General features: G+C 33.6%; 18 protein-coding genes, 1 tRNA gene, 1 pseudogene and 2 riboswitches. Of the genes and pseudogenes, 14 read left to right on the forward strand and 6 right to left on the reverse strand.

Annotated features, from left to right (window positions below; genetic code table 11):
- Positions 1–266: 266 nt before the first annotated feature.
- Together ACWNMZ_RS13190 and ACWNMZ_RS13195 are read right to left on the reverse strand one after the other, a co-directional pair.
- On the reverse strand, positions 267–827 hold the full coding sequence (locus tag ACWNMZ_RS13190; RefSeq protein WP_449598657.1) for an ArsR/SmtB family transcription factor: 561 nt from the start codon (positions 825–827) through the stop codon (positions 267–269).
- Positions 828–988: 161 nt separating this feature from the next.
- Entirely contained in the window at positions 989–1,342 is a 354-nt protein-coding gene (locus ACWNMZ_RS13195) for a hypothetical protein (protein WP_449598658.1), read from the reverse strand.
- A gap of 205 nt (positions 1,343–1,547) precedes the next feature.
- Here ACWNMZ_RS13195 and ACWNMZ_RS13200 point away from each other — a divergent pair, with 205 nt between their 5' ends.
- Positions 1,548–3,038 carry a S8 family serine peptidase gene (locus tag ACWNMZ_RS13200; protein ID WP_235248043.1) on the forward strand — a complete coding sequence of 497 codons (1,491 nt, stop codon included), beginning with the start codon at positions 1,548–1,550 and terminating at the stop codon, positions 3,036–3,038.
- Positions 2,986–6,897, forward strand: coding sequence for a leucine-rich repeat protein (locus ACWNMZ_RS13205; protein ID WP_235248056.1), 3,912 nt, complete (start codon positions 2,986–2,988; stop codon positions 6,895–6,897). The genes ACWNMZ_RS13200 and ACWNMZ_RS13205 overlap by 53 nt, the downstream gene beginning before the upstream one ends.
- 265 nt (positions 6,898–7,162) lie before the next feature.
- Here ACWNMZ_RS13205 and ACWNMZ_RS13210 read toward each other — a convergent pair whose 3' ends face one another.
- Positions 7,163–7,861, reverse strand: coding sequence for a helix-turn-helix transcriptional regulator (locus ACWNMZ_RS13210; RefSeq protein WP_031535326.1), 699 nt, complete (start codon positions 7,859–7,861; stop codon positions 7,163–7,165).
- A 390-nt stretch (positions 7,862–8,251) separates the two neighbouring features.
- On the opposite strand from ACWNMZ_RS13210, the gene ACWNMZ_RS13215 reads away from it, so the two are divergent.
- Both ACWNMZ_RS13215 and ACWNMZ_RS13220 read left to right on the forward strand, forming a co-directional pair.
- A complete protein-coding gene (locus ACWNMZ_RS13215; protein WP_152910811.1) occupies positions 8,252–8,446 on the forward strand; it encodes a hypothetical protein in 195 nt (64 codons plus the stop codon).
- Between the two features lie 31 nt (positions 8,447–8,477).
- Positions 8,478–9,419: a cation diffusion facilitator family transporter gene (locus ACWNMZ_RS13220; protein ID WP_031535323.1), complete on the forward strand. Its 942-nt coding sequence runs from the start codon at positions 8,478–8,480 to the stop codon at positions 9,417–9,419.
- A gap of 261 nt (positions 9,420–9,680) precedes the next feature.
- Here ACWNMZ_RS13220 and ACWNMZ_RS13225 read toward each other — a convergent pair.
- Positions 9,681–9,752, reverse strand: a tRNA-Gln gene (locus ACWNMZ_RS13225).
- Positions 9,753–9,982: 230 nt separating this feature from the next.
- Here ACWNMZ_RS13225 and comGA point away from each other — a divergent pair.
- The 9 genes and pseudogenes from comGA to ACWNMZ_RS13270 all read left to right on the forward strand — a co-directional run bounded on the left by comGA (position 9,983) and on the right by ACWNMZ_RS13270 (position 15,737).
- Complete coding sequence (comGA, locus tag ACWNMZ_RS13230) at positions 9,983–11,050, forward strand: competence type IV pilus ATPase ComGA (RefSeq protein WP_031535321.1); 1,068 nt, start codon at positions 9,983–9,985, stop codon at positions 11,048–11,050.
- On the forward strand, positions 11,019–12,071 hold the full coding sequence (gene comGB / locus ACWNMZ_RS13235) for a competence type IV pilus assembly protein ComGB (protein WP_235248058.1): 1,053 nt from the start codon (positions 11,019–11,021) through the stop codon (positions 12,069–12,071). The genes comGA and comGB overlap by 32 nt, the downstream gene beginning before the upstream one ends.
- A gap of 12 nt (positions 12,072–12,083) precedes the next feature.
- Positions 12,084–12,398 carry a competence type IV pilus major pilin ComGC gene (gene comGC, locus ACWNMZ_RS13240; protein WP_031535316.1) on the forward strand — a complete coding sequence of 105 codons (315 nt, stop codon included), beginning with the start codon at positions 12,084–12,086 and terminating at the stop codon, positions 12,396–12,398.
- Positions 12,395–12,832 (forward strand): competence type IV pilus minor pilin ComGD, encoded by a 438-nt coding sequence (comGD, locus tag ACWNMZ_RS13245; RefSeq protein ID WP_031535315.1) that lies wholly within the window; start codon positions 12,395–12,397, stop codon positions 12,830–12,832. Before comGC ends, comGD begins: the two co-directional genes overlap by 4 nt.
- 25 nt (positions 12,833–12,857) lie before the next feature.
- Complete coding sequence (locus ACWNMZ_RS13250; protein ID WP_449598659.1) at positions 12,858–13,139, forward strand: hypothetical protein; 282 nt, start codon at positions 12,858–12,860, stop codon at positions 13,137–13,139.
- A 143-nt stretch (positions 13,140–13,282) separates the two neighbouring features.
- Positions 13,283–14,448, forward strand: a protein-coding gene (locus ACWNMZ_RS13255) for an IS3 family transposase (protein WP_109769520.1) whose coding sequence is annotated in 2 segments (ribosomal slippage) — positions 13,283–13,598 and positions 13,598–14,448 — 1,167 coding nt in all. Because the reading frame shifts where the segments join, the coding sequence is not laid out codon by codon here.
- A 273-nt stretch (positions 14,449–14,721) separates the two neighbouring features.
- Positions 14,722–15,123: pseudogene (comGF, locus tag ACWNMZ_RS13260) on the forward strand (competence type IV pilus minor pilin ComGF); the annotation flags it as partial.
- On the forward strand, positions 15,120–15,494 hold the full coding sequence (comGG, locus tag ACWNMZ_RS13265) for a competence type IV pilus minor pilin ComGG (RefSeq protein WP_031535309.1): 375 nt from the start codon (positions 15,120–15,122) through the stop codon (positions 15,492–15,494). The pseudogene comGF and the gene comGG, both read left to right, overlap by 4 nt.
- Positions 15,495–15,548: 54 nt before the next feature.
- Complete coding sequence (locus ACWNMZ_RS13270) at positions 15,549–15,737, forward strand: YqzE family protein (protein WP_031535307.1); 189 nt, start codon at positions 15,549–15,551, stop codon at positions 15,735–15,737.
- Between the two features lie 65 nt (positions 15,738–15,802).
- Here the strand turns inward: ACWNMZ_RS13270 and ACWNMZ_RS13275 are convergent, their stop codons facing one another.
- Both ACWNMZ_RS13275 and ACWNMZ_RS13280 read right to left on the reverse strand, forming a co-directional pair.
- Positions 15,803–16,609: a YqhG family protein gene (locus tag ACWNMZ_RS13275; RefSeq protein WP_031535306.1), complete on the reverse strand. Its 807-nt coding sequence runs from the start codon at positions 16,607–16,609 to the stop codon at positions 15,803–15,805.
- Positions 16,578–18,290: a DEAD/DEAH box helicase gene (locus tag ACWNMZ_RS13280; protein WP_031535303.1), complete on the reverse strand. Its 1,713-nt coding sequence runs from the start codon at positions 18,288–18,290 to the stop codon at positions 16,578–16,580. The genes ACWNMZ_RS13275 and ACWNMZ_RS13280 overlap by 32 nt, the downstream gene beginning before the upstream one ends.
- Before the next feature lie 434 nt (positions 18,291–18,724).
- Positions 18,725–18,816, forward strand: a riboswitch (glycine riboswitch).
- A 3-nt stretch (positions 18,817–18,819) separates the two neighbouring features.
- Positions 18,820–18,900, forward strand: a riboswitch (glycine riboswitch).
- A gap of 103 nt (positions 18,901–19,003) precedes the next feature.
- Between ACWNMZ_RS13280 and gcvT the strand changes: the two genes are divergently transcribed.
- Positions 19,004–20,104, forward strand: coding sequence for a glycine cleavage system aminomethyltransferase GcvT (gcvT, locus tag ACWNMZ_RS13285; protein ID WP_031535301.1), 1,101 nt, complete (start codon positions 19,004–19,006; stop codon positions 20,102–20,104).
- Positions 20,105–20,125: the final 21 nt, after the last annotated feature.

Raw genomic sequence — 20,125 nt, forward strand, 5'->3', positions numbered from 1 at the left:
TTTAGAGCAAATAATCCTCTCATTAATCTATTGGTGCTTTCTTAAAGTAATTCCAGCTGCCATTTGGTGGCTTTTTTTTGCGAAAAATAATTCTGAAACAGCAAGTATTGGTAGGATGGGCTTTTTGTTATTGGATTCACCTTACAAATATAGAAGAACTTAAAAGTGTTACAATTAGGAGGGAAAACCTCCTATGAATTTAAAGTATTTAATAGTATCAATCTTAATAAAAAAGCCTAATAATTTTGATTAGAACCAAATTAAACTTATAGCAGAACATTATTTAGGCTTTTCATGAAGAGATTCATTTCATTTGGTACATAGTAATAGTCAATTCGCACACCGGTTTTTTGCACCCGAACAAATCCCTCATTTACTAAGAAATTCATATGATGAGAAACAGTTGCAGGCGTAAGTGAGAGTAATTGAGAAATATCTTGTCCGCACAAGGGACCGTTTTTTAGTGCTTTCAAGATTTCTAGTCTTCTTTTATCACTTAAAAGCTTAAGGCGATTTAATAGGGTTTCTTCATTGTGATTGTATTTTTGAATAAGTGAGCCAATTTTATGGTACATAATTCCAGCATATAAATATTCCGGACCATCTGTATCCATATGGTTCCATTTTAATGTATTAAACCCCATTGCACTCGGAATGATAATTAATTCTCTTGAGTTTAACTGTAAATTATATTGTTTCATTATGTTAGATTCAGGATTCTTCAAGAAATATTCCTTCAGAAAGATAGCAGAGGCGTCAATATAAGATTGCAGAATGTTCGCTTTTTGATTAAATAGATCAGAAACTTCTTCCAATATTTCAAGCAATTCCTTCTGAAATTTACCAGCATTATAGAATACTTGAGTATATAACCATTTGTCCTCTATTGTACACTGATAATCTCTTAAGAAATCATTTAAATCTTTTTCTGTTTTAATTTCTTTTCCTTCAAGATTATAATTAAGAACTAGTCCAATAAGTTGTATTCTTAAATCAAATTCATGGGGATTCTCATAATCATTATCATTAAAAATAATTTGTTTACGTATTGTATAATATAATGCCCATGCAAGTGAATAGTCCGATTGTGATTCAATGCCAAAATAGAAAAGTAGTTTTTTTCTTCGATTTCTAGATTGTCCATAATAAAATTTTCTACTTCTGCTAAAATATAAATTTCATCCGAAAATTCTTCAAAAGGGATATTGTACTTTTCACATATCTTTTGTATAACATCATAGATTGTTTTAGGAAACTCATCCCCTTCTGGTAAATTTCTCCTCTCCAATAAGAAAATACATTCTGTAAAAACATCATATTTAGATGTTATTGATATATCCATTAGGTAGCTCCTTTACTATTTATGCAATTTTTTATAAGGGTACTTACAACTACGCTTACTTTAATGTAATAGTATCACAGCGATATAATAAAAGACAAACTAAATTAGATTGTTATCTAAAATATAGTTTGAAACATATCTAACTACATGATATTATATTAAAGTAATTGAATTTTCTAAATAAATAGTTTAGGGGGAAGGGGAAATGAGTATATTAAAGAGTGGCAAAAAAGTTACTACTCTACTAACTCTATTGGTTGTATTATTTAGTACAATCACACCATTTAGTAATAACTATGTAAGTGCAAAAGAGAATACTAGTTATATAACTATGGAAAAAGCCGAGGGTGAATTAAATATTTCTCAAAAAGAAAATATTAGTGAGGAATTTGGTTATGATCCACAAGAAAAGGTTCGTGTAATAGTAGAATTAGAGGAAGGACCAGTATTAGACTATTACAGTACAAAAAGTAAACAAGAACCATCTGAGTTTATTAATTCTAATAAGGGAAAGGAAATTGCAAATAATATTATGGGGGAACAAGACTCCGTAATGAAAAAGATCTCTGAAAAGGTAGATGCTAGTTTTAAAGATAACTATCGATACACAGTAGTTATGAATGGTTTTTCGTTAGAGACAAAACGGGAAAACATTGAAAAAATAGAGAAAATATCTGGTGTAAAAAGAATTTTTGAGGCTGTGAAATATGAACTTCCAGCTGAAGCAAATAATGATATACAAATGAAAAATAGTAGTGTAATGATTGGGGCAGATCAAGCGCAAGCGCTTGGATATGAAGGAGAGAAAACGATTGTAGCTATTCTTGATACGGGACTAGATACAAATCATGAAGCATTTCAAAAAGACCCACAAAATTCAAAATATTCAAAAAGTGATATTTCGTCACTTATATCTTCCGTTAGTTTAAATGCTGGAGATTTATCGTCAGATGATGTGTTTGCAAGTCAAAAGGTTCCTTTTGGATATGATTATGCAGATAAAGACCCGAATGTCATTGGTGATATAGACCATGGAACGCATGTAGCAGGAACTATTGCAGCAAATAGTGATAAAATTAAAGGTATTGCTCCAGAAGCTCAATTAATGATTATGAAGGTGTTTTCAGATGGGACTGGATCAGCCTATGATGATGATATTTTGGCTGCATTAGATGACTCTGTTTCATTAGGTGCAGATTCCATTAATATGAGCTTAGGATCAGGTGCTGGCTTCACAAAAATAGGGGAAGAAGCAGTAAAAGAAGCGTATACAAGGGTATCGGAATCAGGCGTTAATTTATTGATGGCTGCTGGTAATGATGATAATGCTGTAGTTAATAATACATATGGAACTAACATGCCATTAGCGTCAAATCCAGATAATGCGGTTGTGTCTTCACCATCAACTTTTGCAGCAGGTTTATCTGTAGCAAGTGTGGAAAATACTGTTTATAATTCTCCATATTTTAAAGTAGGGGATGAAAATATTCCTTATAAAAATGCTTCTAACACAGATGGAGACACCTATGATGTATTGGAGACACTTGATAACAAGGAATATGCTTATGTAATGGTACCAGGAATTGGGGAAGAAAAGGATTATAGTGAGTTAGATGTTAAAGATAAGATTGCGGTAGTTCAACGTGGGACGATCACTTTTACAGAAAAAGCGCGAAGGTTACACAAGCTTATATGATGAAAAAGGCGATCATGCAACACTTTCTCTTCCATTCTTAGGATACTATGGTAATTGGACAGATCCTTCCATTTTTGATAACACAGTATATGATAAAATCCAGCCTACTACACAAACATCAACGATAATGATTAATTCGAACGCTGCAGGAAGCGGATATTATTTAGGAAGAAATGCTATCACAGGTAAATATGATAAAGAAAAAATTGCTTTTTCTCCTTCATTAAATGGGGATAACTCAAGAATATTTACTTCTATAACAAGCTTATTAAGAAATGCAGAAAATTTATCCTTTAAAATCAAAGATGCAAATGATAAGGATGTTTGGTCCTATGTATATGGTGATGCCCGTAAAACCTTCTTTAGTTCCACTCAAGGTGCATATATACCGATTCTGAATATGCAAGGTTGGAATGGAAAGGATGAAAAAGGACAGCAAGTACCAAGTGGTACGGAGTTGATTTATGAAGTAAGTGGTAAAATTGCAGGAACTGATACAGAAAAAACGCTCGATCTTCCTTTTACTGTAGATACAGAAGCACCAACAGTAGAAAATGTCGACATTGTTAAAGAGGATAGCAAAGTATACCTAACATTTGATGTAAAAGACGATAACTATATTCAACAGATACTTGTTGGGGACGTCGCTGGACATGTACTTTTATTTGAACTTGGAATAGACTATGTGGAGAAAAAAGGAGAAACGAGCACAGTTCGTGCAGATATAACAAATCTTGGAGAAGAACTTGCGAACCAGTCATTAAATCCAGGTAGATTAAGTATCTTTGGGTTCGATTATGCTTATAACATTAGTACAAATTATGTGGATATCGGCCCACAAGCAATTGTATTAGACAAGTACTTAGATTTGACAATAGGCGAATCGAAAAAAGTGAATGCAACAGTTAAACCAGAAAATTTAGCTGATAAATCGTTAACTTGGACAAGCTCTGATGACAAAATAGCAACTGTTGATGCTGATGGTGTTGTAACTGGGATAGCTAAAGGTGAAGTAACCATTACTGCAACTGCCGTTACAGGACTAACTTCCTCTATCAAGGTTTACGTTGATACGGACGTGCCAGGGGAAGGTGAAACAGAGGATCCTGATGAAGAAAATCCTGAACAACCAGACGAAGATGATGCAATAGGATATAGTGATATGTCAATAGATGCAGACCATTCTATTATCAGTAAAGATTTAAATGACACTTTCCAATATGAAAACTTTTATTATAAAGTGACTAGTAATGACGAAGTACAATTAATAGGTGAGCCAGATAAACTATTCTCTAGCTATGATACTATCAAAGGAAATGTCTATATACCATCCGAAGTAGAAAATAACGGAAAAAAATATAAAGTAACCTCTATTGGAGCTAAAGCATTTTATTTTAATAATTCCATAACTTCGATAGAATTTTCCGAAGGATTAAAAGTTATTGGGCAAAGTGCATTTTTCTATGCATCTGCACTATCTAATGTAAAAATGCCAGACAGTGTGGAGAGAATTGATGACAATGCCTTTAATGGAGCAAGTATTACAAAAATTAATATACCTAAGAACATCAAATCAATAGGTTCTTTTGCATTTCTCTTTATAGATGCATTTGAAGAATTGACTTTACCAGAAGGGTTAGAAAGTATTGGAGAACAAAGTTTTGGTTTTGTTAGTTCAATGAAAAAACTTATCTTACCTGACACACTAAAGTATATCGGAGAAGCTGCATTTACGGATAGTGCAAGTTTAGAAACAGTCAAATTACCAGAGAAGATGAAAGCAGTTCCTAAGTTTATGTTTTTTAAAGCATCTTCACTTAAAGAAATTGAATTTCCTACATCAGTTACATCAATTGGGTACGGATCTTTTCAATCAAGTGGATTAACTACTATAGATATCCCTGAAAATGTAACTAAAGTGGAGAAATTTGCATTTGCTGACATATCTAGTCTTGAAAAAATTATTATTCCAAACTCTGTGAAGGAAATTGGAACATACGCTTTTGCACAAAGTACGAAAGCGAATGAAGTGAAAATTGGTAAAAACGTCAAGACAATTGGAAAGGATGCCTTTAAAGGAATTTCAAGAGAAGCTACAGTAAATGTTGCGAATGATCAAGTTGCTTTCGAATTAAGACGAAGTGGATTCACCAATCCATTAAAGTCTGGTGGGGTAAGCTTTACTGACTATGTCAGTGGACAATTTATGGTAGGTTCATTGATTTATAGACCAACTAGTGCAACAACAGTTGAAGTAACTCAATTTGAAAATAATAAGAAACTACAAGAACTTGTTATTCCTGAAACAGTTACAAATGAAGGAGATAATATTACTTATACAGTGACAAGTGTTTATGATTATGTTTTCCAAGGAAATCAGGATCTTAAGAAAATTACGTTGCCTGATACAATTACAAAAATTGGTGAAAGAGCGTTTGATCAAATTAACGGACTAGACACAATGAATATTCCTGAAAACTTACAATTAGTTGAAGAATATGGATTAAACTATTTAGGATGGGATCCGTTGTTAGCAAGTGAATGGACAGAAAAAGAGCTTACTATACCAGATGGGTTAACTCATTTAAAGGCAGTTTCTTTTTCTGGAAATAAATATGAATCAATTAATATAGCAAACGGAACAAAGAAAATACCTGCATACACATTTTATGGAAATAAGAAAGCGGAGAAGCTAGAAATACCTAATTCCGTAGAAATGATAGAATCTAATGCATTTGCAGATTTAGAATCATTAAAAGAACTAAATCTCCCAGATAATTTAAAATATATTGGGGGCAATGCATTTTCTGGTTTAAATAGCATAGATAAAGTGGCTCTCCCAAATAGTGTAGAATATATTGGGGATTATGCGTTTAATTCAATGGTTGGATCAAGCATAAAGGATGTTAGTCTAGGTAATGGTGTAAATGCTTATGGTTGGAATTCCTTTAATGAAGAAGCGAACGTAACTGTTTCGTTAAATTCTCAAAGAGAGGATATAGTGAAGTTTAATAATCTGAAGCAAACACCAGAACTTATTTGGGACGGAGAAGTGGATATTTCAACAACAGATGCTTCTGTTATCCCAGAAGGTAAAAAAGTATCAGTAATTGGTGATCGTACAATTGACGGTAATTTAACCATTAATGGAACTTTAGAGATTGCTAAAGATGCTTCCTTAACTATTAATGGTACATTAAAAATAAACGGCAAAATAACTGGTAAAGGTACTTTGATTATTAGTGAAGAAGCCCAAATTGGAGATATTGACCCAGAGGTATTTATTCCGGTAACGAGCATTAAAATAACAAAATCTATCGCAATTACAGAAGATAAAGGAACAGCACAAATTGAGGCAGAAGTATATCCTACCTTTGCAACCAATAAGAATTTAAATTATGACTTAATAAGTGGTGACGAATTTGCATCTGTAAACGAAAAGGGAGTCATAACTGCAAAAGGAAACGGTCAAATAGTTGTAAGAGTTTCGGCGGCAGATCAATTTGGAACGTATGTAGATCTGAATGTTACTATCTCCGGACAAAGTGAAGTAATTGATGATGAACAAGACCCAGAAAATCCAGATGACGGAACAGAGGATGAACAAGACTCAGAAAATCCTGGAAAAGGAATAGATAATGATAATACCAACACGGTAAATCAAGAAAATAACAAAAATAGTCAGAATGTATCTAATATAGGAAATGGAAGTGGAAAAGAAAGTAACGGAACCCACCAACGCCCTGAAACAGGCACACATTCTTATAATTATCTGTTAATCGGATTTATATTGATTTTTGCTAGCATATTGTTCCTTTATATTGCTAGAAGAAAAAAACAAGTAAACCAAGTTAAATAGAAACAATAAAAAAACTCCTTAATTGCTTGAAATTTGAGCAATAAGGAGTTTTTTTAGCTACACTTTACGTGGCAAATAGATTGACATTTGTGTATTCCACATGCTGTCATATATTAAATATGGAATCCTAATGCAAGATAAAATAAATAGTTCATTTTTAAATAAGTAGACTCGTTAAAAGGATAAGTAACAATTATATAGAAATGGATAACCTGAATAAAAGTTGTATTTCTGCAGATAATTACAGGAAACTCTCTTTTCTTTCCTATTGAACTTGTGTTTTATAGGCACATTGATCGCAGCCTGAAATAATATTCTGTTTTTCGATTAACTGAACATCCTTAAATAATGCTTCAAACATACCAGTAAAGAAAGATTGATGCATTGTACATACTTTATCTTTATGCTCCATTGCAACTTCTTTAAATGGACAATTATATATTTCAAAATATAAGGAAGTTTCATCATCATTCCATTCTAATGCTGGCAGTTGCCCTGTCATTAAACTGGCATTTTGTAATAGCCGTAGTTTATCTCCATTGGATAATGATGCGGTATTATTTGTATAACGGGCAATTTCTTGTTCCATCATCTCTTTGCCAAATGTTTTTCCTGTTTCATATAGTGCTTTACTTCCTTCTGCACCGAGGCTTTCAAGGGATCTTAATAAAATACTGCTTAATAATTGATAATTTCTAAATGGAAAGCTAAATTGTATGACCTCATCTGATAAACGATATAGTCTACTTGGACGGCCACCCTTTCCTGTTTTTTTTGTTTCAGAATAGAGCATTCTTACATCTTCTAATTTAGATAAATGTAAGCGGGCTACGTTTGGATGGATAGAAAATTCGTCTGCTATTTCTTGAACGGTTACATCTTGATGACGTTTAGTAATGTATTGATAAATATAGAAACGAGTTGGGTCAGACAATACATTTGTAACTTTTAGTGTATTTTCCATAACAATTGTTTCCTCCTGGGAACTAATTTTCTTTATTATAATATAGCAATCTACCATAAACATGGTTAAAACGATAAGTTTATAAAATGTTCACAACTTCACAAGATTTTGTTCATAAATTGTACATATTCACCATTTGAAGCTTGGCCATCTTTATAATGTTTTTTTTATGTTTTTTCCGTTCACATATTGTTATTATTCAAATGTAAAATTGACATTTATTAATAGGAGATATAAAATTAATATATGAGCATATATTCATATAAAAGAAGATAATTTGGAGATAATAGCTGTTTCCATTATTGATGGAGGGGCAAGCTGCTCTAATTACAACAGAAGCTAATCAACATCATCTATTCTTCATTTTACACTGCTTTATCTTCTTGTGTAATGCAGCCTTCTCTTCATCTAGAATATTCAAGAGCTGTTGTAGTAGTGGTGGCTGGAATTTTTGGATATAACTTCAGCTGGCGTTTTAATAGACGAGAGGTTCCTTTATCAGTTGGTCATAAAATTAGTTTTTTACCACAAAATATAGGGAAAAGAGTATTTTCTGTTGGTTTGATAAATCCGCAAGGTAAGTAATTTTATTTAAAAAATAGAAGGAGGAAAAAATATGGGGAATTTTCATGAGCATAATCATAGTCAGTATGGACATCACCATCATCACCATGGCTTCGAATCAACAAGAGAGGGTAATAAAAAAGGGTTAATTTTCGCTTTACTAATTACCTGTGGAATTATGCTATTGGAGTTTTTTGGAGGACTTCTTACAAATAGTCTTGCTTTATTATCAGATGCAGGTCATATGTTAAGTGATGCTGGTTCTCTTTTCTTAAGTTTTCTTGCAATCCGGTTTGCGTCCCGTAAAACATCGCCTAGTAAAACGTATGGATACTATCGTTTTGAAATTTTAGCGGCCCTATTTAATGGCGCCACATTGTTTGTTATCGCTTTTTTTATCATTTGGGAAGCTATAAAACGGTTCGCCGAGCCTCCGACGGTTGCTAGTGGAACAATGATGACCATTGCAGCAATTGGATTGTTAGCAAATATCGTTAGCGCGGTGGGATTAATGCAGAAAGGGGATGTGCATAACAATGTAAATTTACGAAGTGCTTACTTACATATACTGGGTGATGCATTAGGTTCCGTTGGTGCAATTATTGCTGGAGTACTCATGTTATTCTTTGATTGGTATGTTGCAGATCCTATAATATCTGTAGTAGTTGCTTTATTAATTTTAAAAAGCGGTTGGGGAGTAATAAAAAATTCTACTCATATATTAATGGAAGGAACTCCGGAAACAATAAACCAAGAAGATGTGAAAATGGTGTTAGAAGAAATCGAAGGAGTAATCGATGTTCATGATCTGCATATATGGACCATAACTTCCGGGCTTGATACATTAAGCTGCCATATGTTAATTGATGATAAAAAAGACAGTCAAGCTATTCTTCAGCAAGCGATTGTTCGAATAAAAGATAAGTTTAAAATAGACCATGCAACTATTCAAATCGAAAAGTCACAGATTCAACATGATGATATGAATGTGTAAAAGAAATCAAGACAGACTGGGGTAGTTTTTATTGACTCTTGTTTAACTAAATGTATATACGTCTGTGTTTAAAATAAACGGCAAGATTTCATATAAATGAACAATTTTTTAAAAAGGAGTTAATATCTCAACTTATATCTGCTATTTAAGCTTAGAAGGGAATTTTTTTCTATGATGTCTCTCATTTTCGGAAAAAAATTAACAAAGAATAATAGCGAATTCATATGTATAAAAAAAAGACCCATGTAAATTGGGTCTTTACTGGGCTAGCTGGATTCGAACCAACGAGTGACGGAGTCAAAGTCCGTTGCCTTACCACTTGGCTATAGCCCAATATAATTGATATATATAGTATGGCTTGTTCGGTGTTTTTTATTCAAAATCAGAAGTTTTTTTAAAAGAACAATGGAAATTAATCGGAAATATTAGTCTAGAAATAATCTGCATTATATTTAAAAATAACTAATTGAATAAAAGTAAAAAAATAATGAAAATTGAAGGAATTTCTTTTTTTATGTCGAAATATTAATACGAATAAATAAAAAGGTGGTGTTTTATGAAAAGTGTTATCTATTGAAGCTTTAGCCAATCGTATTATTCGTGATGCAGTGGAGCAAAATGCTACTGATATTCACATAACCCCGAGACAAAAGGAATCGGTCCTTCAATTGCGGATTGCTAATCATTTGCTTACTAGATTAGTAATAACTGCGGAGGAATGTGACAAGTTAATCTCTCATTTTAAGTTTACGGCATCCATGGATATTGGAGAACGAAGAAAACCGCAAAATGGCTCTATTTCTACAAACATCAATGGTCAACATATTGGCTTACGTTTATCAACCTTGCCTTCTTCCCCTCACGAAAGTTTAGTTATTCGCCTTCTTTACGACAAAAATATGCTTCCAATCTACCATATCTCCTTATTTCCAAATGTTTCTCGAAAATTAATCTCTTTATTAAAGCACGCTCATGGGTTAATTATCCTCACAGGTCCGACTGGATCTGGCAAAACGACAACACTCTATTCCCTCTTAAATGAAAATGCTCACCTCTACCAAAGAAATGTTATTAGCTTAGAAGATCCGATTGAAAAGCCCCAAGAAAATGTACTGCAGATTCAGGTTAATGAGAAGGCTGGTATTACGTATTCAACAGGACTAAAAGCGATTCTTCGCCATGATCCCGATATTATCATGGTTGGAGAAATCCGAGACAGGGAAACTGCTCATATTGCAATAAGAGCGAGTTTAACAGGGCATTTGGTATTAACTACCATGCATACTAGGGATGCGAAAGGTGCGATTCATCGATTGCTCGAATTTGGCATAAAGGAGACAGAAATTGAACAAACCTTAATTGCTGTTACCGCACAAAGACTAGTAGAAATGGTATGTCCATTTTGTGATGATGGCTGTTCACCTTTCTGTTACCGTTTAGATGATCGATTAAAAAGATCTACTGTATTTGAAATGATAACTGGAAGGATGATTGCTAACATTCTTAATAACAGGACAGATGATTGGAGTTATAAGTATAAAACATTAGGGGACATCATTTGTAAAGGGATAGCATTAGGATATATAAAGGAGGGGGAATATGAACGATGGATTTATGATGAAAAAAAATAAGGCGTGGACTAATTTAGAGCAAGCTAGATTTTTAAAATGTATTGGGGAGTTGCTTGATAGGGGCTATTCCATGGCAGAAGCGGTTCAATCTTCGCGTTATTACATGCCGGAATGTCGATTGGAAGATATAAATGCTTGTTATGGTTCGTTAAAAGGAGGAGATACGTTTTTTGAAAACCTTGTAAGGTTAAATTTTGATCGCCAAGTTATTAGTTTTGTGTATTTTGCTGAAAAGCATGGAGGATTTGCAACTGCGTTTCAGGATGCAAGTAAAATGATTCAGAATAAACAAGATACAATCAAAAAATTAAGGAAGATTCTATCTTATCCTCTTTTTCTTCTATTATTTACTTTTATTCTGTTTTTCTTTGTTCAAAGTATCCTCATTCCTAAGTTTAATTCCATTTTTCTAACGATGAATATAAATAAGAATTTCTTTCTGCTCTTTGTCCAAATAATCGGTAAGGTTATTCCCTCTCTCTTCGCTTTTCTATTACTTCTTCTTATTGCTTGTTACGTCTCTTATTATGTATATTTCCGCAAACTGGATATTATAGTTCAAATGAATTTACTAGCGCGAATCCCATTCATAGGAAAAATTGTCAGGCATTATTTTTCCTACCTTTTATCTTTGCAATTAAGTTATCTATTATCTAGTGGCTTTTCGATTTATGAATGTTTGCAATTTTTTGAAGAAAACAAAGAGCAAAAGCTGTATTCTCGAATAGGTATACTTGCTATTTCGCAGTTGAAAAAAGGCGATCGTCTTGATCAAGCCTTTATGTTATTTACTTTTTTAGATAAGGAACTGTTTCAAATTATTCAGCATGGTCAAGAAAATGGAAAGCTGGATCAAGAATTCTATTACTATGGCAATCATTGCCTTATGCAAATAGAAGAGAATATACAAAAAACAATGAAGGTCTTTCAACCTACACTGTATTCCGTTGTGGGAATTTTAATTGTTTCCATTTACTTATCTGTATTAATGCCAATGTTTCAGCTTTTAGATGGATTTTGAAAGGAGAACAAAATGAATAATGAAAAGGGTTTTACACTAATAGAAATGATGATAGTTTTGGTGGTTATTTCCATATTATTAATTGTGACAATTCCCAATATTACAAAGCATAATTCAAAGATAAATGACACAGGTTGTGAAGCATTAACAAAGATGGTACAAGCAGAGGTTCAGTCCTATTATATGGAGCATAAAGAATATCCTGCGAGTATCTCTGCGCTGAAAGAGGATAATTATATCACAGAAGAGCAAGAGCAATGTACGAATGGCAAGGAATTAATTATTACAGATGGCGTAGTTACTACTGCTAGTACGGAAAATCCATGATAGAAAATCAAAGAGGATTTACACTAATAGAAATGGTTTTTGCAATGTCATTATTGGTGATTCTCTCCTCCTTATCTGTGTTCATAGTCACCTCCCAGCAAACTACACTTAATGAGAACCAGTTTATTACTCAATTAGAGGCAGATCTTTATTATGCCCAGGCATTTGCTATCGCAAATCAATCGCTTCTTCAAGTAAAAATATATCCGAATTTAAATCGTTACAGCATCCGTGGAGATGAATATGTGGGTAGTATTGTGGATCGTTATTACAATGAAGATATTGTTTTTGTAAATGAAAACACGATCTCTTTTACCATCAATACGAGAGGGAACGTTTCTAAATTTGGGACATATGAATTCCGAATTGGAGAGCAGCCATATAAATTAACGATTTTAATTGGCAAAGGGCGATTTTATGCAACTAAATTGTAAAGGTTTTATGTTACCGGAATATTTATTGGCTTATACAATATGGCTTCTTATTGCTTTGACTTGGATGCCGATTTATGTGCATGTGTTAAAGCAATTGGAAGATTCGGAAGAAGGGAAGATGGTAAATGACCTATTTTATCACTATTTAATGGAAGTTAAATTAGGAGAAGGAGAAAAAGGAAATACATCTATTGAAAAAGAGGGGAATGTCTACACAATCCTTTGGAAAATAGATAATACAGTTTGTATCCAATATAATAATATATTTCAGAAGAAGAAAGAAATATGCGATGTGTTCATCGAATGAAAAAAGGGTTGATATTGAATAATAAAGGTTATATTTTATTGGAAATGCTTTGGACTAACCTAAAATAGTGAGACAATATAAAACACCTCCAAAATGGCAATACTTGAGATAAGTATTGTGACATTATTCGGAGGTGTTTTTGCGTGGGCAAAAAAACTGTATATACAAAAGAGATTAAATGGGCGGTAGTAAGAGATAAGCTTGAAGGAAAATTAACAACACGGGAAATTATGAACAAATACAAAATCAAAAATAAAACTCAAATTGAAACTTGGATGAGATGGTACAAAAATGGAGAAATGTATCGGTTTGATCAGCCAATTGGTAAACAATATACATTTGGGCATGGGCCCGATTCTTTAAGTAAGGACGAGCGAATAAGTAATCAACTAACTCACCTAAAAATGGAGAATGAAATTCTAAAAAAGTATATGGCGATGAGAAAGGAGTCGATAAAGGGCTAGTAGTACAATTGGTTGAACAATTTCGTGAAAAATATACCGTTACTTCCATTTTAAAAGTTTTAGGGATTCCACGTGCTAGCTATTATCGTTGGACTAAAGGGTTTGGTGAATATCGGAATGAACATGAAGATTTAATTATTGAAATCTGTAAGGCTACTAAATATAGAAATGGTCATAGGAAAATTAGAGCTATTCTAAAGCGAGAACATCATATTCATCTTAATAGGAACACAGTTCAAAACATTATGCAGAAGCATCATTTGCAGTGTAAGGTGAAACCAAAACGCAAGTGGAAATCGCAGGGAGAAAGTGAAGTCATTGTACCTAATATTCTTAATCGTGATTTTAGTGCAAGTAAACCAAATGAGAAGTGGGTAACGGACATTACGTATATCCAGTATGGCAGCGAAACATTATATCTGTCTACGATTATGGATTTGTATAATAATGAAATCGTAGCTTATAAGATTTATAATCATCAACAAACGACATTAGTAATTGATACACTGCAGGATGCTTTGGATAAACGCAATCAGCCAGAAGGAGTTATTATACACTCCGATCAGGGGAGTGTGTATACATCGTATACTTTTCAAAATTATTTGAAGGAACATCATTTAGTAGGTAGTATGTCCAGACGAGGGAACTGTTGGGACAATGCGGTGATTGAATCATTTCATTCAAATTTAAAGACAGAGGAATTCCAATATTGTAAGTTTAATACCCTAGCTAATTTAGAAGTTATTTCTAGAATAGATGGGTACATTCATCATTACAACGAGGGTAGGATTCAAGCAAAATTAGGCTACTTAACTCCAATAGAATTTGGATTAAAGGCAGCTTAAAGGATTTCGGGGTTATCCACTTTGCATGTAGAAAAGACATGCACTTTATTTGGAGATGCGGGCATGATAGCCTATTATGGCTAAGCCAGATTCTCTTTGAGATATCTGGCTTCCTGGCTAAAGAATCTATGCCCGCAGAGGCTCCAAGTAAAGTGACAAAGTGCCTGAACTATTTCCAGTAAAGAACCAATATCAAATTAATGAAAAAGTGTTAAATTTAATATGGATAGGTGTTTTATATATGTCTCATTTGGCTAGGTCAGTTCACTTCTTTGCTTTTTTATTTTTTCTATTATTCTTTCTTTACTAAGCATTCCTTTGAAACATATCGTTAACCGTCAAATTTCCGAGATAGAGTTACAGGATATGGAATGGGAAGTGTTCATCCTAGAATTAAAAAAAGAAGTGAAGATTGCACAGAATATGGATGTTTCCAACAACAAATTACTGCTTTATGTGGATAGCAGAGTGGTTATTTATGAAAAATATGAAAGCAGTATAAGAAGGCGGGTAGATTCGACAGGGCATGAGGTCGCATTACAAGGTGTTAAAGATGTAGAGTTTAAAAGGAATAAGAATGGTTTTAGAATAGAGGTAATTAACCGATTTGATAAGAAAAAAGATGCAAGTATAATATCTTATCTCCGCATGGAAAGTGATGTGAATGGAAAATGAATAACAAAGGGTTTATTTATCCATTATCGCTCTGTGTGTATATTCTTTTTATTTCCTTCTTATTTATTTTATATGGTCTTTATGAAAAGAAAAAAGGGATAGAAATAAGTGTGAGAAATAGCAATATGCAAGAATATTATTTCCTGTCTTCCCTAAAAGAAATTGAATATGAACTTTCTACAGAAGAACATCCTGAACTTGCTGGTACAAAAACTTTTTTACATGGTAATGTTTTTTATACAATCGAAAAAAATTCGAGTACTACTTTTAAAATCGATTATCAATTAAATATGCAAGCGGGGATAAAGCCGATTTATGCCGTAAGCTACTTTGATATGGAGCAAAATAAAATGACGAAATGGATAGAATGAATAAAAACCAAACGATAGGGCTATCCTAGTACAAATGCTATAGTAGGTGATTAAATGAATACCAACGATTATGTGAAGTATTTAACCCAAACATTTGTCCAGTACATGGATCAGCCTAAAGAAGAAAGGCAAAAGTTAAGAGCGGAAAGAAAAGGGCTGAAAGAACCATTTATGCTGAGGTGGTTTGGAGTTTTACCTTATTTAATTATGTTTAGCTTTAAGCGTAGAAATGTAAGAAGATAGGTTATGAAAAGGAGTGGACTTAGCTTATTAAAGCATAAATCTACTCCTTTTTTCATGATTATGGTTTAGGAGACAGCTTCTGAAGCTAAATAGAATAGCCCGCCATTAATAATCGAAATATTAATCTTTGGTTCGTACTGTTCCTGTAGAGCTAATTTTTCCGTTTCCAAGGTTTCTTGTTCTTCCTCCATGTCTTCCATATCTTCATAAAAATGCTCTAGCAATTCTAAATCCTTTTTCCACCTTTCCTTCGCTTCTTCTGCCCATGTATGATCTTCTAATAATAAAGATTGTTTTATCATGTTTTCAATTCTTGTTATCCCGCTTTTCGGCATGATTAAGGGAGAAAGAGTAAACGCATAATCAGGAATTTTGGCAGAAAGGTTCATTTTCTCTACTTTTGCCTGGAAATCTGTTGCTATTTGGCCATTGATTAGCTGCAGACCAATCGATTGAAACACATCCCGTTTTCTGTCACATTGATAGGAGATTTTTACATTAAGAGCAAGCCATGGCTTTAATGCTGTTTGTTGCTGGCCTTGTGCTATTTTATATTCATATAAACGAATATACTTTGATAAATTTTTTGCAGAAGCAAAAAGTTGATGAAGACGTGGAGACCCAAAGTGTATCTGTTCGCCCTTCAAATCCTCTGGTGCAAGCTTTGGATCAGTAATGAGGGTTAGACTGGCGGGGTTTGGGACGCCACCAGTCTTTTCAAGATAATGCCAATAAAAAGGTCGATTCATTAACTCTTTGTCCATTTCAATTGTTAATTGGACAGTTAGGTAACCAGGTTTATTCTCTACTATCTCACAATCATTTGCGACAAAAAATCGTTCAAGAAATTGATGAATTTCCTGCTGCTTCATATGGCTCACCTTCCTTCATACTTTGTGCGAATTCAATCATGCTTGTTAAATTATCCATTTTGATTTTCATTTCTCCTTCTGATTTTGAGTGGGAGAAAATATCAACCATATAATCATCCATATTGCCAAAGTCCAATTTCGTCAAAATATCATCTAGCTCCCCAATTACTTTTTCGAAAAGATGGATTTTTTCATATAATAATTTTAAAATATGATCTTCCACAGTATCTTTAACGGCAAAGTTATAAATCTTTACATCTTCTTTTTGACCAAGTCGATGAATTCGTCCTATTCTTTGCTCTAGTCTCATTGGATTCCATGGTAAATCAAAGTTAATAATATGGTGGCAAAATTGAAGGTTAATCCCTTCTCCGCCAGCCTCTGTTGCTATTAATACTTGCGCATGATTTTGGAAGAGATCTCGCATCCAATCCTTTTTGCCTCGTTTAAATCCACCGCGAAATGGAACGGATGTAATACCGTGCTGTTTCAAAAACCATTGTAAATAAAGTTGCGTAGCTCTATATTCAGTAAAAATGATTACTTTATCATTAATCTTCTTAATAAGCTCAAGTGCTTTGTTTGCCTTTGAATTTTGCTGAATCGCTTCTACTTTTTTTACCAGTTCTTGTATTCTTTGTTGGAATTGTGGTGTTGGATTTTCCACTTTCTTCGCCATGTTTTGCAGAGTATAATACACTGCTTCCCTGCTGGAACACGCCTCTCTTTGTAATGTAATCATCGAAAAAGGACTGCGGGAATTTTCACTATTGCTAGAAAGATTGGGTTCTGTTTTTAAATCTACTAGTCCTTCATACAATGCTCTTTCTTCTCTTGTAAATTCAATTGGGACAGCTTCAACAATTCTTTTTGTCCATTCAATCCCTGTATCATGGCGTCTGTTTCTGATCATTACTTTATTGACCAAAGCTTTTAGATTCTCATCATCATCAATGGAGCGGGCATCTTTTTTATATTTTTCATAGAAGGATGATTCGCTACCAAGATGTCCGGGCTTTAATAAAGATACTAAATTAAAGATTTCACTAATTCTATTTTGAATAGGAGTAGCTGTTAATAGTAAACAAAATTTCTTTTTTAAATTTTGAACAAACTCATAGTTTTTTGTTTTATTATTTTTCAGCTTATGGGCCTCGTCAATTATCACCAAATCATAGTCCAGATTGTTTATGATATCACGATGTGGCTGTCTTTTTGCTGTATCAATAGAAGATACGACAATGTCACATTGCTCCCAAACATAGCTTTTGCGCTGAACCATAGCGGGAATGTAGAATTTACTATTTAATTCATAAGCCCACTGTGTGACAAGAGAGGCAGGAACTAAAATCAGCACTTTTTTTACTAATCCGCGAATCATATATTCTTTTAGTATCAATCCTGCTTCAATCGTTTTTCCAAGACCAACTTCATCTGCCAAAATAGCTTTTCCATTCATATCTTCGATTACCTTTTTTGCAACTTCAAGTTGGTGGGGCAAAGGAGAAAGCTCTGATAAGTACTTAGGGGCTTTTAGACCCTCGAAGTCTGGTATGATATTATGTTGTTCTACTTCTACTGCTAGTTTATATAATTCCCAATTGGCCCATGGACCATCATCTGAAATTCGCTTTAGTAGCTGATCATTCCATGAATCATCAAAATGGATTTGAACGGTCATATATTATTCGTCCTTTCTTACTTTATTTAGTAAAGCTAAAAAGTTATGTATGTATAAAAAGGATTGAAAAAAGAATGCTAGTAAAACAAAAAATATATTGCCACCTTTTCGTTCGGATGTTAGGATAAAAGGGTAAAAAAGTTTTTAATTTTGTCACAATTTATTTATATTTGGACAGAACATGAACATTAAATTCAAAATGACCAATAAATAATCGGTTTTTACTTTTTAAAATTAGAGAAACTTTCATCAGTGGCGTTTTCCTTCAACACTCCTGATGGTTAGTTGAACCAATCGCACTATACGGAAAGTACCTCCCACCTATCTTTCACGAATTTTCATAAGGCTTTAAGTGGAAGGCAACTGTCAGGTGGGAAAACATTTTTTCAGGTAGTATTTAGTATGACCAATTAAGAAAATTTTATGAATCGCGGATGAGAAATAGGGGAGAGACTACATTCGTAGCGCCGAAGGAGCAAGCAAAGTATTTTGTGAATCTCTCAGGCAAAAGAACTCTATTTGGACGCAGCTCTGGAGAGTGCTTACATATAGGTAAGCCACCAAAGGGGACAGCCGATTAATCGGTAAACTTTCAGGTGCAAGGACAGAGACCTTACTTTTTTATAAAAGGGGGTTATCTGTCTTTTTTTGTTGCCGTTTTTTAATGGGATAAATGAGAAAGTCTAATACATAGGGGATAGGAGTGCTGTTCGTTGGCTTTATTAAAGCAAACACCATTATATGAGGTGTACAAAGAGTATGGAGGAAAGACAATCGATTTTGGAGGATGGGCTTTACCTGTACAATTTTCCGGTATAAAGCTGGAGCATGAGGCTGTTCGTACAAAAGCAGGGTTATTTGATGTTTCCCATATGGGCGAAATCGAAGTGAAGGGAAGCGGTAGCTTAGCTTTTCTTCAAAAAATGCTAACAAATGACATCGGAAAAATCACAATAGGTGCTGCACAATATTCGGCAATGTGCTACGAAAATGGTGGAACGGTAGATGATTTATTAACATATAAACTTGCAGACAATCACTATTTGTTAGTGGTGAATGCATCCAATATCGAGAAAGATTTCGAATGGCTCCAAAAACATACTACTGGAGATGTTATCTTAACTAATTTATCAGAAGATTTTGCTCAATTAGCACTTCAAGGTCCGTTAGCAGAAGAGATATTAAAAAAAATAAATCCCTCTGTTGATTATGCTGGAATTAAGTATTTTCACTTTCAGAACAAGGTGAATTTAGCAGGCAAAGAGGTTCTGTTATCCCGCACTGGATATACTGGCGAGGATGGTTTTGAAATTTATTGTCAAAGGGAAGATGCTAAAGACTTATGGCGTGAAATATTATCGTTAGGTGAGGAATTAGGGGTACTTCCTTGCGGCTTAGGTGCAAGGGATACTTTGCGATTTGAAGCAACACTTGCATTATATGGGCAAGAATTAACGGCAAATATTTCACCATTAGAAGCTGGAATTGGATTTGCCGTTAAATTAAATAAAGAAGCTTACTTTTTCGGAAAGGAAGCTTTAAAGAAACAAAAGGAAGAAGGATTATCAAGAAAGTTAATTGGAATTGAAATGTTAGACAGAGGTATTCCAAGACATGGCTATAAAGTATTTGCAAATGACAAGTGTATTGGGGAAGTTACTACTGGTACTCAGTCGCCGACCTTAAAGAAAAACATTGGGCTTGCGTTAATTCAAGTTGATTATGCTTTATTGGGTACAGAGGTGGAAGTAGAAATAAGAGGAAAGCATTTGAAGGCAAAAGTTATCAAGACGCCTTTTTATAAAAGAAAATAACTTTTATGGCTATGTTTAAAA

Source organism: Niallia sp. Marseille-Q9988, from assembly GCF_976954375.1.